Raw genomic sequence first — 14,929 nt, forward strand, 5'->3', positions numbered from 1 at the left:
CAGGACTACTTCTCGCCGCAGGGGTGGTACCTGTTCATCTACCTGGTCGTCCTCGCCGTGCTGCTGGAGTGGTTCACCCCAGACGTCTCGACTTTCGGCAGTGCACGGGTGCTCGGTGTCTCTAGGCCACCGGTTCAACACCGATCGTGGTGGCGGTCGTTGTGGTCGTCGGCGGCGCCGGCGCTCGGCAGCCGCGCCACGACCCCCGGCCGGAGGACCGCGTTGCTCGCGCTGGTGCTGCTGCTGTCCGCCGTGACGATCGCCGGACACCAGCTGACGCCGTTCGCGCTGGTGCTCGGAACGGGCGCTGCATTCCTTGTGGGGTGGTCGCGCCTGAGGGCCCTCCCGGTCGTGGTCCTGCTCGGGACACTGGCATGGATCGGGTATGCCGCCGCCGCCTACGCCGCGGGACATCCCGAGACGTTCAACCAGGCCGGCGCGCTCTCGGCCATCTTCGAGCAGACGGTCGGGCAGCGTCTGAGCGGTTCACCCGGACATGAGCTGATCGTCCAGCTCCGTCTGCTGGCAACCCCGGTTCTGTGGGCCCTGGCCGCGGTCGGTGTTTACCGCCTCGTCCGCAGTGGACGCCGGGATCTCGCCCGCGGGCTCGCCGTGCTCGCGCTGTCGACCTTCCCGCTCCTTGCCGCCCAATCGTACGGCGGCGAGGCCCTCATGCGGATCGCGTTCTTCGCGTTGCCGTTCATGGCGCTGCTCGCTGCAGTCGGCCTGGCCGGGCCGTCACCGTCGACGGCCCGTCGGGGTGCGCTGGTCCCTGCGCTCGTTGTCGGGCTCCTGCTTGTCATGGTGTTCCCGTTCACCCGGTATGGCAACGAGCGCATGGACTTCTTCATGCCCGACGAGGTGATAGGTGTCCAGGAGATGTACCGCCTCACACCCCCCGGCTCGGTCATCACATCGGTGACCGGCGCGCTCCCGTGGCGGTCGATTCGATATGGCGACGACGACTACCGGCTGCTGGTCGATGGCAACCCGGTCGAGGCCACTCCGGATATCGGGCGTGAGGGCACCGTGGATATCGACATCCCAGACCGCGCGGTGCTCGCCGCGCAGGTCGCCTCCCGCATGGCACCTGCTCCCGGACAGCGATCTGTGTTGCTCGTCAGCCGCGCCCAGGGGGCCGAGCTGGACCTGATGGGGCCATTCCCACCAGGATCCGAGGACCGGCTGCTCGCGGCGCTCCGCGCCTCGCCGGCGTTTCGGACGATCTATGCCAACGACAACGTCACAGTGTTCGAGCTGACGGGTGGGGCCCGCGCATGACCACATCGCTGAACGGACACCTCGGCTCCGCGAGCGCCCGCCCCCTGGCTCCGCGAGCACGAACCGTCGGGAATCGGGCGCCGCTGCTGCTCTCCCTTTTCGGCCTGCTCGTGGGCACGCTCGTCGTCGCCGACGTGCAGTCCCCGGTACGCGCGGCGTTCGTGTTCTTGTTCGTGCTCGTCGTGCCTGGACGAGCTGTCCTCGACTGCTGGGGCCTGGCAGGCGGGTGGCTCGGGGCCGCCCTGGTCGTCGCCACGAGTGTGTCGATCGCCACCGTCCTCGCGACCGCGCAGCTCTACCTCGGGCTCTGGTCACCGTCCGGCACCGTGCTGGCGCTGGTGCTCGTCACCGTTGTGGCGCAGATCGCGCGGTACTGGTCGTCCCAGCGGGACGAGGCGGTGCCCTCGTGAGCACCGTCATCGACATCGTGTCCGGGCCGGCGGGGGCGATTCCCGTTCTCGCGGTGATCGGCTTGCTCGTCATCCAGGAGTTCGCGCGGGAGCAGCGTCCGGTCACCGTCCCTCGATCGAGGTCGCCCGGTTCTGTTCTCACCATCTGGGCTGCGCTCGTCGCCTTCGGGATCCTCGCCCTCCGATTCTACGGGTTCTCATGACCCACGACGAACCAGCTCACGGTGTCCCACCCGTACGGTCGGAGAAAGGAACTCCCCGGTGAAAGCTCTCATTCTGGCGGCCGGGTACGGCCAGCGTATGCGCCCGCTCACGGAAAACCGCCACAAAACACTGCTCACGATCGGTGGACGCACGATCATCGACCGGATCCTGCACGGTCTCCGCCTGCACGGAATCACCGAAGTGTTCATCGTGACCGGCTATCGCGCCGAGGAGCTCGTCGAGCACGTCCGTGACAACCACCCGGACTTCGCGTTCACGTTCGTGCACAATGAGCGCTTCGACAAGACGAACAACATCTTCTCGATGGCGCTCGCGTTCGAGCAGATCACATTCGACTCCGATCTCCTGCTCATCGAGTCCGACCTGATCTACGAGCCGGCAGTGCTCGACCGGATCATGAAGTGCTCGTACGAGAACGTGGCGCTGGTCGACCGGTACCGGCCGGGGATGGATGGCACGGTCGTGGCCCTGACTGCGGACAATGTGGTGTCGAACGTGATCCCGCCGAGTCAGCAGCCGGCGAACTTCGACTTCAGCGACAAGTACAAGACCCTGAACATCTACAAGTTCTCGCGGGACTTCTGTGCCACCACGCTTCACCGCCTGTTGACCACCTACGCTCGCTTGATCGACGACAACTGCTACTACGAGATGGTCCTCGGCATGCTGGTCTACATGCAGCAGGCCGAGATTCATGGGGAGGTCATCGAGTCCGAGCTCTGGAGCGAGGTCGACGATCCGACCGATCTACGCCTGGCCGAGTTCAAGTTCACACCCTCGGCCCGCTACGGCATTCTCGAGTCCTCGTGGGGTGGCTCGTGGGATCTAGGAGTACTCGACTTCGCGTTCATCCGGAATATGTATTTCCCGACCCCGGCGATGTTCTCCGAGATGCGTTTCCACCTTCCGGAGCTGCTGCAGAACTACGGCTCGACCCAGACCGTGCTGAACACGAAGCTCTCGTGGGCGCTGCGCTGGCCGGACGGCCGGACCCATCTACTGTCCGGAGCGTCTCAGTGCTATCCGTGGCTGAAGACCTGGTTCGCCGGGAAGAAAGTTCTCACGCCGGAGCCCACGTTCGGTGAGTACACCCGGATATTCCCCGACGCCGACCGATACGCCGACGGTCCGGGCGTCGACTGGGCGGAGCTGGAGCGCAGAGCCAGTGCCGCCGAGGTCGTGGTGTTCGTCAATCCGAACAACCCCAGCGGTACGACGCTCGACAGCAACTGTATCGCCGAATTCGCACGGTCGAATCCGGACAAGGTGGTAATCGTCGACGAGTCGTTCATCGAATTCTCAGGCCAGCAGCCGTTGGCGGAGATCGTTCACCGCGAGGACATCATGAATGTCCTCATCATCAAGAGCCTGAGCAAGAGCCTGGGGGTCCCGGGCCTGCGGCTGGGCGCGCTGCTGACGCTCGACCCGGGGCTGACCGCCCGGATCGCCGACGAGACACCGATCTGGAGCGCGAACTCGATGGCCGAGAACTTCCTCGACATCATGCTCAAGCACCGTCCGGCGCTGCACCAGTCGTTCCGGCGCACCGTCGCTGACCGCGACGACCTCAGCGCGATGCTCGCCCGGCTGCCGATCGTCGAGCAGGTGTTCCCGAGCGGGGCGAACTTCGTGCTCGCCCGCCTGACGACGTCGCCGCAGGTGACGGGCGAGCTGACTGCACGGCTGGTCGAGAAGCGCCTCATCCACGTCAAGGACGTGTCTCAGAAGTTCCGCACCGGCGACGGCTACTGGCGTGTGGCGGTACGGACACCGGCCGACCACGACCGGCTCCGCGACGCCGTCTCACAGCTGGCGCCCCGTCAATTCGATCACGCTGTGCCTGCGTCCGCCGCCACGAGCCCAGGAGGAATCATCCGATGAGCGTCGACAACCCACATCCGACCGCTCGGGAGCCCGCCGCCGGGACAGCGGTCAGACCCCCGCGACCGGGGCCGGCGGCTGCGCTGCGCGGGAAGGTCGAGATGTACCGCACGCTCATGTCCATTCCGGATAACGGCGCTGTCGGGACGTGGACGGTGCTGAGCCCGCTGGTGAGTCAGGCACCGAAGGCCCTGCCGCTGGTCGGTGACAGGTATCGGCGCCGGCGCAGCGCCCTCTACGAGCAGGACATGCGGCTGCTCAACGACGTGCTCGCGAGCAGCCCTCTCGCCGGGCGTTACTGGGTCTGGAGCGGCTTACTCCTCGGCTGGGCCCGCGAGGGTCGGGTTCTCTCCCACGACGTCGGCGATGCCGACCTGGGCGTAGAAGCCGAGGACGCCGATCTCTTGCTCCGGGCCGAGGAGCACCTCGTGGCCGCGGGCTTTCACCGCTGGTTCTGCTTCCGCAACCGGGCGGGCCGGCTGACACAGCGTGTCGTGGTCCGGCACGGGTTCCGGTTCGAGTTCTTCCTGATGGACAACGTGGGCGAAGGTCTGCAGGCGTTCCACGTGTACGGGCCCGGACGCTCGGGGCCGGTGGAGCTCGCCGGGCACCTCCCGAAGCAGGAGCTCGAGCCGTTCGAGTTCCTCGGGCGGAGGTGGATGAAGCCGCGAGATCATGAGCTGTGGCTGCGAACCTGCTACGGGGACTGGCGTACACCCGATCCTTCCTGGGGCATGTTCGACGACCGCAGCCTGGTGGCGCACCGGTCGTGGGTTCCCGGGGCCGACAGTGCCGGCTGACGCGTTGTGTCGACATCGGGGGAGGAGGTCATGGGGTCCCGTCTGACTCACGTCTCACAGGGCGCTGTGGATCGCTCGGCCGGTGCGCACACGGTCGACATCATGGAATCCGCCGCGGGACGCGGGCGTCATCGACGGCCAATGCGGGTCGGTCCCGCGGTCCGGCGGCGCCGGTGGCGGACCTGCGCTGCCGTCACCACCGCCGTCGCGCTACTGGTGGTCGTCGTGACGCTCTACGAGACACCGCCCCGGCCGGCTCAGGCCGTCGAGATCGGCACGGCGCTCACCGAGCGCAGCGTCGACGCCTGGAACCCTGAGCCGGCGACCAACCGTGCTAAGGACATCCTGCGCAACGTCACCGAGATGGCGAACCAGCACATCATGGGCTGGGGCGCGCTCAACCCGGCGCCTGCGCCCGGCGAGCGGTCGTGGGAGTCACTCGACGCTCGCGTCCGGCTGATGGACTCGACGGGCGTAACACCCGTGATCACGTTGTGCTGCGCACCGGACTGGATGAAGGGCGGCCGTCCCGGCGAGACCGACTGGAGCCGGATCGAGGTCGCCCCCGACCGCGCGCACTACGCCGATTTCGCCGAACTCGCGGTGGATGTCGCGCGCAGATACCCGCAGGTGCGCGACTTCGTCGTGTGGAATGAGCTCAAGGGCTTCTTCGACCCGACGAACAACAGGTGGGACATCGAGTCCTACACCGAGCTCTACAACACGGTCTACCGGGCGCTGAAGGCCTACGACCCCACGCTCTCCGTGGGTGGGCCATACGTGTCCATCGACAGCTGGTCCAACGCCGCTTCAGCGAGCGACCCATCGTCGATATCTGGCCCCTGGGGAACGCTCGACCAGCGCGTCCTCGACGCCGTCGACTACTGGCTGGCGCACGCGGACGGGGCCGACTTCATCGCGGTGGACGGTACCAACGCCACCAGGGACGAGGGACTGATCACCTCACCGGCCGCCTCGAACGGAAAGTTCTCGGCCACCACCCGCTGGCTGGTCTCACGTACCGACCTGCCGGTCTGGTGGATGGAGCTGTACCCGGATGTGCTGCCCCACGAGGATGCCCGCTCCACCTACGCCGCAGACGTGGCCCTCGATGCCATCCTGCGGATCGGCGACGCGGGCGGCGACGCGATCTTCATCTGGCAGCCCGAGTCGGATCCTCGCTTCCACTCGGTCGCGTTGTGGGACTCCACCGCGACGCCGGACGGCGGCCGACCCGAGCCACTGGTGAGCCGGTTGCAGGAGCTACAGGAGATCTGGTCGTCGGGTTCTGCGGTGCGCTATCGCTGGGAGAACGACCGCCTAGTCCTCAACCCGGTGCAGCCGTGACCACCCCGGCATCCGCGAGCACCCGCACCGGGGCGCACGAGAGGAGCCCGACATGACAGGGGCGTTGGCCACGGTCCGCGAACGCTTGCTGCCCCGGGATCCGATGCAACGCAGCGCCGTGGCGCTCGCTGCCAACACCGGCGTCACGTCCGTGCTCGGGTTCCTGTACTGGGTCGTCGCCGCGCGCTACTACAGCCCGGCGATCGTCGGCGAGTCGGCGGCGCTGATCTCGGCGATGGTGTTGATGGCCAGCATCGCCGAGCTCAACCTCTTCAACACACTGATCCGGTTCCTGCCAACGGCCGGCTCGAACACACGGCGCTATACGCTCCGCGCCTATCTGACGGTTGCCGGAGCGGGGACTCTCGTCGTGCTCGCTGCGCTGCCGTTCTTGCAGAAGTTTGCGCTGGTTCGCGACCTGGCGCATTACGGTCCGGCCGGTGTCGCTTTCGTCGTCGCAGCGCTTCTGGTGTGGACGCTGTTCGCATTGGCGGACAGCGTGGCGATCGGAGCGCGGGCGGCCGTATGGGTACCGGTGGAGAATGGCCTGTTCGGGGTGGCCAAGCTGGTACTGCTGTTTACGTTCGCCGCCGCGATGCCCCGCTTCGGCGTGTTCTGGTCCTGGTTCCTGGCGATGATCCCGGTGCTCGTCGCGATGAACGTGCTGCTGTTCTCGCGCCTGCTTCCTCGCCACGCGCGGGAGTCGGCGGGCCAATCCGAGCGGGTCTCGCGACGGGACGTCGCCGCATTCATGACGCTGGACAACATCGCGCTGCTGGGGTCCACTGCCGCGAACTACATACTCCCGGTGATGGTCGCCGTGCTGGCGGGCAACGAGGCCAACGGCTACTTCTTCGTCGCGTGGGGTGTCGCGACAGTGCTCGAGGTCGCGCTGGTCAACGTGGCGGCCTCCCTCACCGTCGAGGGTGCTCGCCAACGGGAGCGGCTCGGCGAGATGGTCTCGACGCTGCTGCGACGGACGACCGTCCTCGCCGCCCCGCTCGTGCTGGTCCTGCTTCTCACCGCACCAATGATCATGTCGCTGTACGGGGACGCGTACGTCGCGAACTCCACCGACCTGCTGCGCGTGGTCGTGCTCGCGGCGCTGCCCCGAATCCTGATCGTGGTGTGGATGAGCCTCAATCGGGTGCGGCAACGCCTGGGCCAGATCCTGGCCGTGCAGGCCGTGATCACCGGGTCGGTGCTCGGCCTATCGTGGGCGCTCCTTCCGGGCTACGGGATCATGGCCGTCGGCGTCGCGCACCTCGCCGTGCAGTGCGTGGTCGCGCTGGCGCTCGTGCCGTCGGTGTTGCGCGTGGTCCGCGGTCGCGGCTGACCATCCGATAGACGGCGCTGATGGTTCGTCAAGCTCCGAGGGCTCGGGTTCGTGTCCATGACCGGCGCCGTCGACACCGCATCGACACCGAATACTCAAAGCGGCTGAAGCGTCGGAGCGTCGACCCGTCGTAGCCTCGATGCGCGCGGGTGGGGTTGCCGTCGGCGTGTTCGGCGCGAGGGGGTCGAACACACCTCAGCGGTAGGGCTGGGGCGGTCGAGCTTCACGAAAGATCTGATGCTCCAGCTCTGTTAGGTGCTCGGTTAGCTCAACCGTTGTGTCGAGCAGCACGGCAGTGCGTACCTGATCGTGGGTCCAGCCTGCGGCGAGTGCACACTCGATAAACATCATCTCCTGCTGTTGAGCCAGACGACGCGAGCTGTCGATGAACCACGGCCACAGGCGTAGCGCTTCAGCCGATTCCGTTCCGGGTGGGCCTCGTCGAATGGCCAAGCGCGCGGCGAGGACGACCGCGACCTGCGGATCGACATGCTGTGCTACGTCGATGCCAACTTCGGCGACGATCCAATGCCACAGGTCCGCAGGTACATTTCCCGGCCGACGTGGCAACGAGTCCGCATCCTCGAGCACAGACACCTCCGAAACAACAGGATCAGCGGGCCGCAATCATTTGATACCGCCTCGGATACCCAAACGAGCGCCTGCACGGACGGGGGGACACATCCAGCGGTTCGACACCCGGTCGCCGACGTTGGGCGGTGGCCCCCATCGCGGATCGTCGAATCGGGCGCGTTCGACATCTGCGTGCTGACGACTGCCGCGGTCGATAGCGTGGCTGCGGGGACCGTCGGCGCTCGACAACTTGTGAGCTCGGGGGCGATGGCGCCGGGACGGAATTGCGTCGCCTGCTCCTACGGCTCGGCATGGATCAGACGACCAGCAGGCCGCCCGCGACGGCGACCGCCACGGCGCTTGCCACGATAATGGCGGCACGGCCGTACCGGGTGTTCCGCGGTAGTGATCGCAGGGGAAACACGAGCTGGCGTGCGAGTACGTAGGCCGCAAGTGTGGCGACGAACAGGGCGCCGACCGGCGCCGGTCGTGCTGACCAAGCCACTGTTGCGGCCGCCACTCCGATCCCGGCAGCGGCGCCTGCTTCGATCAACTGCGCAGGGACTCGCCGCATCCCGAGGCGGCGATCAGACGACCACAGACCCCAGCGCGACGCTGTCGGTCGCCCAGCGCAGCAGCCCCCGAACCAGCATCCGAGCCGGCCGATGCCTGCACCGATGACGAGCGCGGGAGCGCTCAGATCGAGGACAGCGAGGACCGGCACCTCGCCGACGACACTACCGATGATCATCGTTGCCATCGCGGCGAGCACGAACCCCTGCAGGCACATGCCCGTCCACCGAGCCGGCCCTGTGCGTGGCCGATCTCGGTGTTCAACCAGGTAGTAGACCCTGGCGCCGACGAGCCCGACGAAGCAAGCGAGCAACGACGTGCTCAGCACCGCCACCATCGGCAAACCGCTGCGCAGCACCAACGCCGACTGCAAACCCAGGGCCACGACCGCACCGAGCCCAACCAGCCCCGGCCAGGAGCCCAAGCGTGTCCCGGGCGCCTTCGCCGAGACGACCGGGGCGTAGCCGGTGCGGCCGGACGCGGTGACAGACGAGGCCCGTCGCAGGTCTGCGGGCCCCGCGACGATGGAGGCTGTCACGTCCCATTCACCGGAAGGGATGTTCTCGACACGGCGGGTGAGCGTGATGGGCCCGGCGCTGGGCAGGACCGGGTCGATGACGTCGTGTGTGGTGAAGGTGTCTGGCACCCCGGCGGTCGAGGAGCGGTGAACACCGTCGAACTGGACCGTGACCGGTCCGGCCGCACCGCTGGACGGGGCGCGGAAGGTGTAGCTCAGGCCTAACGCCTGAGGGTCTGCGTCACGCAGTTCTTCGCACCCGACTCTCGTGACCTCGAGCGCGCTGGGCCCGCGGCTCGCACTGCCGTCGTCGACGTCGAGTGCGGCCGCTCCTGAGTCGCGGGCGGCCTCGACACCACTGCCGTCGGTCACCTTCGGCGCTGCTACTGGATGGTGGCGCGTGCCGCCCTTCGACGGTCGGGCCGAGCTGATCAGCTCCGACGCCGGAGCAACGCTGCCAGCTTGGAAGTCAGGAGCCAGGTCGACCGTCGTCGCCCCAGCGCGACCGGACTGCTTCGCCCGCCGAGCGGCACGACGCTTCTGTTTACGTCCCATGCTGATCATGCCTCCAAGCCCCAACTCCTACGCACCATAGTAGTTGGAGGTGCACTTGGGCGTGAGAGCGGAGAAGTCGAGGGTGCTGATCAGTGCGTGGCGCCGAGTACCTGCTCGAAGACTGCGTCGATCGGGCCGACCCGCCTGCAGGGCGCCGCGACGCGATCTACTACGCTCCGTAGGAGGAGCTGGCATGGGCACATCATTTCGATGCGCTGCCGAGGGGCGGAGCTGCCCGTGTTGCCGGCACCGACCACAGTGCACACAGAGGAGTACTCGGCAAATGAACGCGGCCGACATGCCGTCGAAGGATCCTGCGGACTGTCCACGGAGTCAGCCAGGCCAGGGGGCTCGGCGATGAACCACGACGCCGGGAGCAACGGTCGGCGCAGTGCTACCACCTGGAGTCGTCGGCGATTCTTGGGCACCACCGGCGGTGTTGGAGCGGGCCTGCTGCTGACCGGCTGTGGCGAGTCGGTGGCGAGCCCCCGGACCGTCGCGCTGACCGATCGCATCGGTCCGGGCGGGCCAGAGGTCGAGGCTGCCGAGCAGGCGCGGCGAGCCACCGCTGGCCGAACTCTGGCACGCACTCTGCAGGCACAACCCAGCACGGTCGACATCGGCGGACGCACGGTGTCGACGTGGACCTACAACGGCGCTCTGCCCGGCCCGGAGATCCGTGCTCGGGTGGGAGATACGCTGAAGGTGCGCCTGGAGAACCAGCTACCCCAGCCGACAACCGTCCACTGGCACGGTATTGCCCTGCGCAATGACATGGATGGCGTCCCCGTGTTGACCCAGCCCCAGATCCCCTCCGGCGGCTCGTTCGAGTATCTCTTCACGCTGCCTCATGCGGGTACCTACATGTTCCACCCGCACGTCGGTACCCAGCTCGACCGTGGCTTGTATGCACCACTCATCATCGACGACCCGGCTGAGCCCGGAGACTATGACCTCGAGCACGTCGTGATCTTCGACGATTGGATTGACGGCACTGGACAAAATCCCGACCAGGTTCTGGCCGGCCTGCTCCGCAACGGCATGGGCGGGATGGCGGGTATGGGCGGGGACCATGGTGGGATGCAGATGCCGACGTCGTCCGTCCTCGGCGGGGATGCCGGCGACACCACCTATCCGCACTATGTCGCCAACGGCCGCACACGTTCCGCGCCGACCACCCTCGACGTCCGTCCCGGTCAACGTGTGCGCTTCCGGATGATCAATATGGGCGGCGACACAGCTTTCCGTGTCGGAGTTCCTGGTGCTCCAATGACGGTGACCCACACCGACGGATTTCCCGTCGCCCCCACCGACGCTGAGGCAGTGGTGATCGGAATGGGCGAGCGAATCGACGCTGTCGTCACCATTCCCGAGGCCCCGGCCGCGCTGATCGGGATCGCCGAAGGCAAGAACGACCATGCTGCGGTGACGCTGTCGACTCCACAGAACTCGCCGGTGGACACCAGCGCTGCGGCCTCCGCCCTGGCGTCCAGGTCAGCGGTTCTGTCACAGACCTTCGCTTCCGCCGAGCCGGTAACGCTACAGCGGCGCCCCCCCGATGTGGTGCACGATCTGGTGCTGGCCGGCCCCGGGGCCCTCTACGACTGGACGATCAACGGCGAACGATACGATCCGGCTCGCGGCCTGCCAATCTCAAGTGGTCAACGTGTGCGCCTTCGCATGGTCAACACGACCACGATGTTCCATCCGATGCATCTACATGGGCACACCTTCCAAGTAGTCGGCCCCGACGGTCGGGGTCCCCGAAAAGACACTGTGTTGGTGCTGCCCAACCAGACTGTCGAGGTGGACTTCGATGCGGACAATCCCGGTCAATGGCTGACGCACTGCCATAATATCTACCACGGAGAAGCGGGCATGATGACCGTCGTCTCTTACGTCGCCTGACTGGACCGTGAGTATCTCGGCAGGCACGTGCAAGTCCAAGCGCCTGCCCATTCGTCCGTCAAGAAAAAACTTGGTCCGCCGAGCAACCACTATGGGTCGCCGAGCGTCATAGCAACTGAGCCCCTACTCCTGGTCTCAGAAAAGAGGGATCCATGACGCGCTACTTTCGTAACGGCACCAAGTTGACGACACTCGCCGCCACTGCCGCGGCTGCACTCGTAGTGGTCGTGACTGCAGGTAGCGCCGGCGCCGATGCGGCGCCCGATTCGAACACCGTGGCCACCCAGGCACATCAAGAGCCTGCCGCTCCTGGTACACCGTGTTCGGTCTCCACCCGCGCCTGCGTCGATCTCGAATCACAACAGGCCTGGCTCATCGGTGACGGGAAGGTGATCCGCGGGCCGGTACGCATCGCTTCCGGTGGAGCCGGGCAGGAATCCCCAATCGGGCACTCGTTCCGAGTGTACCGCAAGGAAAAGGACCACGTAAGCGGCGAGTTCAACGGTCCGGACGGCCGTCCTGCACCGATGCCGTTCTCGGTGTTCTTCGCAGACGGCGGCGTCGCCTTCCACGGTGGAGACCGTTCCCGGTCATCTGCGGGATGCATCAAGCTCGAGCTCGGGGACGCCGAGGCCTGGTTCAATGAGTTGCAGACCGGGGACAAGGTGCAAGTGGTCAACGCGTCCGAGGAAAACAAGGAGCGTGCACGGGCGCGCCAAACCGCAGGAGTCTGACCAGAGTAGCCGCACCATTGCTGGGGAGCGCCCTTCCACGTCCGCAGGACGGACAAATCGTCGGCTGCTGCCCGAAACGGACAGCCGACGGTCGTACCTGTATAAACCGTACGCCCCGCAGCCGTCCGACACGTGCTACGTCAGCTATGACGGCTCGATCAGTGCTGTCCGGTCAGACACCGTGCTGACCGGACAGCACCGGTCCATACGGGGTCTATCCGGTTCGAGGGGAGTCACGCGGACCTCGGGCCCGTGCCTGTTCCAACGCATTGTCGGGTCAGCGATCCGGTCTGCGCGATCGTCGGGCGCTCATGACAGTTCAGCCCAGAAATCGATAAAAGACGGCTGCGTTAACGGTGCGCACGGGAGCGCCGAGAACGGCGCATCAACACGGCTACCGACCAGATTGCTCCGAATAGAACCACCGCAGCAATCCCGGCTCCACGTAGATCAATATCATCCAGGAAGGTGAGAGTTTCGGTGGAAGCGTCAAGCTGGTCACGAAGCAGGCCGGCCAGTACGATGGTTCCCACGACAAGAGCCACGACGGCCGAGAGCGCCGTCACGGTTAAATTGTAGGCGAGTTTCCGCATCGGATCTGTGAACGACCAGCCGTAGGCCCGAGCCATGAATGTGCCGTCCGCGGTGTCGCACAGAGCCATACCAGCGGCGAATAGGACAGGTAGCGCCAGAATCGCGTACCACGGCACCGTCCAGGCTGCTGGGCGTCCGGAGGGGCCGCAGGCGTGAGGACGACCCGCACCATCCGCTCGCCGACGTCCCTTCGGAGTCGGTGCGGTGGTGGTCGCTAGCATGTGGGCCAGTCGGCCCCAGCCGCCGACGATCCAGGGCAGGGAGCGCGGTGTGACGACGTCGATTCTGCTGGTCGCCGGAGCCCTACTGACCGCCACGTTCGCACCACGTGTTCTGACGCGTCTGGAGTCGACCAACAGCGACCCGCTGTGCTTGCTGTGGCTATGGTGGTCGATGGTCCTCGGCAACCTCACCAGCGCCGGTCTCGCAGTCGCCGTGCTGCTCATACCCGGCCATGCCGGGCCCGCACCGGTGATGTGGTTGGTAGAGCAGTGCCGCATGATCTTGCGCCTGACCAGTGCACACCAGGACACGGGCGTGGGGGTCGGCCTGCTGGGGGCACTGACACTTCTCACCTTCCGCTTTGGGCAGCGCGTCCGGCGCGGGACCGTGGCCAGCCGCGATCGCTCGACCATGACCATGCAGACGCTCGATCTGCTCGGACATCGTGAGCATGATGTGTTGTGGGTGAAACATGCCGGCGCGGTTGCTTTCAGCGTGGGTGGTCGGGCCAATGCGATTGTTGCGACCACGGGGCTACGCACCAGGTTGACGGTGGCTGAGGTCGATGCGGTACTGGAACACGAGCGGGCGCACCTGGCGGGCCGCCACCACCTGCACGTCGTTCTCGCCGACGCCGTGGGAGCCGTCGCCCGATTCGTGCCGCTGTATCGGCAACTACCCGTCGCGGTCAGGCGTCTGGTCGAGTTGGTCGCAGACGAAGAAGCCGCCCGGGTCAGCGGGCGGTCCGTCCTGCGGGACGCGCTGCTGAAGGTCGCCGCCGCATCGGCGATGGCAGCACCGCCACGAGCGCTGTACGCGTCGGAGACGGCCGTGGAAGCTCGATTGCGACGCCTGTCGTCGAATCCTCGGCAGCGCAGTTGGGTGCTACGAACAGCAGGTCGGGTCACCGTGGCCGTCGGTGGCGTGGCGTCATCGACGGTCGCTGCTGGCGTTACCACGGTGGCGCTGCTTCTCGCCTGTGTGTGGGGCGTCTAGCGGTGGCCTCTGGAGCCCCGGTTGCGCCGTGCCGATCAGGTGGGGTCGTCGTCGGTGAGTGCTTGCCGCAGGACCTCCTGTTCTCGGTCCGAGGACAGTCCCACGAAATGAAGCAGCGCCGCGTCGACCTCGTCGGCTGAGCGCAGCAGCGAATGCAGTAGCCGTGCCGCGGTCTGCTCCCTGCTGGTCGAGGCGATGTAGGCGAAACCACGACCCGACCGCTGGCGGCGGGCCCATCCCTTACGGACCAGCTTCTCGAGCACCGTTTGCACCGTGGTGTAGGCCAACGGCCGATCGGCGTCGCTGAGGGTCGCCAGCACGTCCCGCACGAGTTGCGGGGATTCGGCGTCCCAGAGGGCGTCGAGAACGGCGCGCTCCAAGTTGCCGAGTCCGATGGAGACGTGCGCCGCTGCAGGATCAGTGTTCACTCGGCGCCGCCTCTCCCATCGCCTGCCTACCACTGCCGCAGCACGTGCTGACCGTCCTGGTGACGACGGTTCAGGATAGCCGCCCACAGCGTGGGCTCGATCGCCACGCGCGATGGGCTTCCCGGAGAGAAGTATGGAAGACGAGCTACGCACCAGGTGCGTAGGAGGCACGATCAGATCGCGCGTCCTCGGAATCGGCGCAGCCGCAGGCTGTTGCCGACGACGAAGACCGAGCTGACCGCCATGGCCGCGCTGGCGGTCATCGGGTTGAGCAGGTCTCCGCCCCCCGGACGCCGGTGGTCAAGTCCCGTGGCCTGGTGCGTTCGCCTGGCGCGGGCCGACCGCTGGCACCGCCCGGGTCCGCTGACCGCCGGCGGACGCTGCCGACGCCACCGAGGATCGGTCGTCGCGGCGAACAACGCCAGGTTCGGGCGTTTTCGAGGACCTGTCGACGGATCCTGAAGATTCAGGATCCGTTGACAGGACCCAGCGCAGGTGGTGGCCCTGGCACATGTCCTTGCTGCGGGCCACACGCGAACAGCTCTCGAC

At 66.7% G+C, this 14,929-nt stretch carries 14 protein-coding genes; 10 read left to right on the top strand and 4 right to left on the bottom strand.

Features of this window, described 5'->3' with window-relative positions; genetic code table 11:
- The first annotated feature begins 222 nt into the window (after nucleotides 1–222).
- From JOF36_RS34330 to JOF36_RS34360, 7 genes are all read left to right on the top strand, one after another.
- The gene (locus JOF36_RS34330; protein WP_210036451.1) at nucleotides 223–1,281 is read left to right on the top strand and encodes a hypothetical protein; all 1,059 of its coding nucleotides are present in this window, start codon (nucleotides 223–225) and stop codon (nucleotides 1,279–1,281) included.
- A complete protein-coding gene (locus JOF36_RS34335; RefSeq protein WP_085916781.1) occupies nucleotides 1,278–1,691 on the top strand; it encodes a hypothetical protein in 414 nt (137 codons plus the stop codon). The genes JOF36_RS34330 and JOF36_RS34335 overlap by 4 nt, the downstream gene beginning before the upstream one ends.
- Entirely contained in the window at nucleotides 1,688–1,894 is a 207-nt protein-coding gene (locus tag JOF36_RS34340) for a hypothetical protein (RefSeq protein ID WP_210036452.1), read from the top strand. The genes JOF36_RS34335 and JOF36_RS34340 overlap by 4 nt, the downstream gene beginning before the upstream one ends.
- Before the next feature lie 58 nt (nucleotides 1,895–1,952).
- A complete protein-coding gene (locus tag JOF36_RS34345; protein WP_210036453.1) occupies nucleotides 1,953–3,797 on the top strand; it encodes an aminotransferase class I/II-fold pyridoxal phosphate-dependent enzyme in 1,845 nt (614 codons plus the stop codon).
- Nucleotides 3,798–3,913: 116 nt separating this feature from the next.
- Complete coding sequence (locus JOF36_RS34350) at nucleotides 3,914–4,597, top strand: hypothetical protein (protein WP_125911704.1); 684 nt, start codon at nucleotides 3,914–3,916, stop codon at nucleotides 4,595–4,597.
- Between the two features lie 141 nt (nucleotides 4,598–4,738).
- Nucleotides 4,739–5,944 (top strand): GH39 family glycosyl hydrolase, encoded by a 1,206-nt coding sequence (locus JOF36_RS34355; protein WP_210036454.1) that lies wholly within the window; start codon nucleotides 4,739–4,741, stop codon nucleotides 5,942–5,944.
- A gap of 52 nt (nucleotides 5,945–5,996) precedes the next feature.
- Nucleotides 5,997–7,280 carry a lipopolysaccharide biosynthesis protein gene (locus JOF36_RS34360; protein ID WP_210036455.1) on the top strand — a complete coding sequence of 428 codons (1,284 nt, stop codon included), beginning with the start codon at nucleotides 5,997–5,999 and terminating at the stop codon, nucleotides 7,278–7,280.
- Between the two features lie 195 nt (nucleotides 7,281–7,475).
- Here the strand turns inward: JOF36_RS34360 and JOF36_RS34365 are convergent, their stop codons facing one another.
- On the bottom strand, nucleotides 7,476–7,871 hold the full coding sequence (locus tag JOF36_RS34365; protein WP_210036456.1) for a hypothetical protein: 396 nt from the start codon (nucleotides 7,869–7,871) through the stop codon (nucleotides 7,476–7,478).
- A gap of 298 nt (nucleotides 7,872–8,169) precedes the next feature.
- Nucleotides 8,170–9,507 carry a prolipoprotein diacylglyceryl transferase family protein gene (locus tag JOF36_RS34370; RefSeq protein WP_210036457.1) on the bottom strand — a complete coding sequence of 446 codons (1,338 nt, stop codon included), beginning with the start codon at nucleotides 9,505–9,507 and terminating at the stop codon, nucleotides 8,170–8,172.
- A 348-nt stretch (nucleotides 9,508–9,855) separates the two neighbouring features.
- Here JOF36_RS34370 and JOF36_RS34375 point away from each other — a divergent pair, with 348 nt between their 5' ends.
- Nucleotides 9,856–11,406: a multicopper oxidase family protein gene (locus JOF36_RS34375; protein ID WP_210036458.1), complete on the top strand. Its 1,551-nt coding sequence runs from the start codon at nucleotides 9,856–9,858 to the stop codon at nucleotides 11,404–11,406.
- 152 nt (nucleotides 11,407–11,558) lie between these two features.
- Nucleotides 11,559–12,140 (top strand): L,D-transpeptidase, encoded by a 582-nt coding sequence (locus tag JOF36_RS34380; RefSeq protein WP_085916904.1) that lies wholly within the window; start codon nucleotides 11,559–11,561, stop codon nucleotides 12,138–12,140.
- A 350-nt stretch (nucleotides 12,141–12,490) separates the two neighbouring features.
- Here JOF36_RS34380 and JOF36_RS39650 read toward each other — a convergent pair whose 3' ends face one another.
- Nucleotides 12,491–12,955 (bottom strand): HoxN/HupN/NixA family nickel/cobalt transporter, encoded by a 465-nt coding sequence (locus JOF36_RS39650; RefSeq protein WP_307862776.1) that lies wholly within the window; start codon nucleotides 12,953–12,955, stop codon nucleotides 12,491–12,493.
- 49 nt (nucleotides 12,956–13,004) lie between these two features.
- Between JOF36_RS39650 and JOF36_RS41185 the strand changes: the two genes are divergently transcribed.
- Nucleotides 13,005–13,952: a M56 family metallopeptidase gene (locus JOF36_RS41185; RefSeq protein ID WP_085916789.1), complete on the top strand. Its 948-nt coding sequence runs from the start codon at nucleotides 13,005–13,007 to the stop codon at nucleotides 13,950–13,952.
- A 35-nt stretch (nucleotides 13,953–13,987) separates the two neighbouring features.
- Here JOF36_RS41185 and JOF36_RS34395 read toward each other — a convergent pair whose 3' ends face one another.
- Nucleotides 13,988–14,380: a BlaI/MecI/CopY family transcriptional regulator gene (locus JOF36_RS34395; RefSeq protein WP_307862777.1), complete on the bottom strand. Its 393-nt coding sequence runs from the start codon at nucleotides 14,378–14,380 to the stop codon at nucleotides 13,988–13,990.
- Nucleotides 14,381–14,929: the final 549 nt, after the last annotated feature.

The organism is Pseudonocardia parietis, assembly GCF_017876315.1.
Lineage (GTDB): Bacteria > Actinomycetota > Actinomycetes > Mycobacteriales > Pseudonocardiaceae > Pseudonocardia > Pseudonocardia parietis.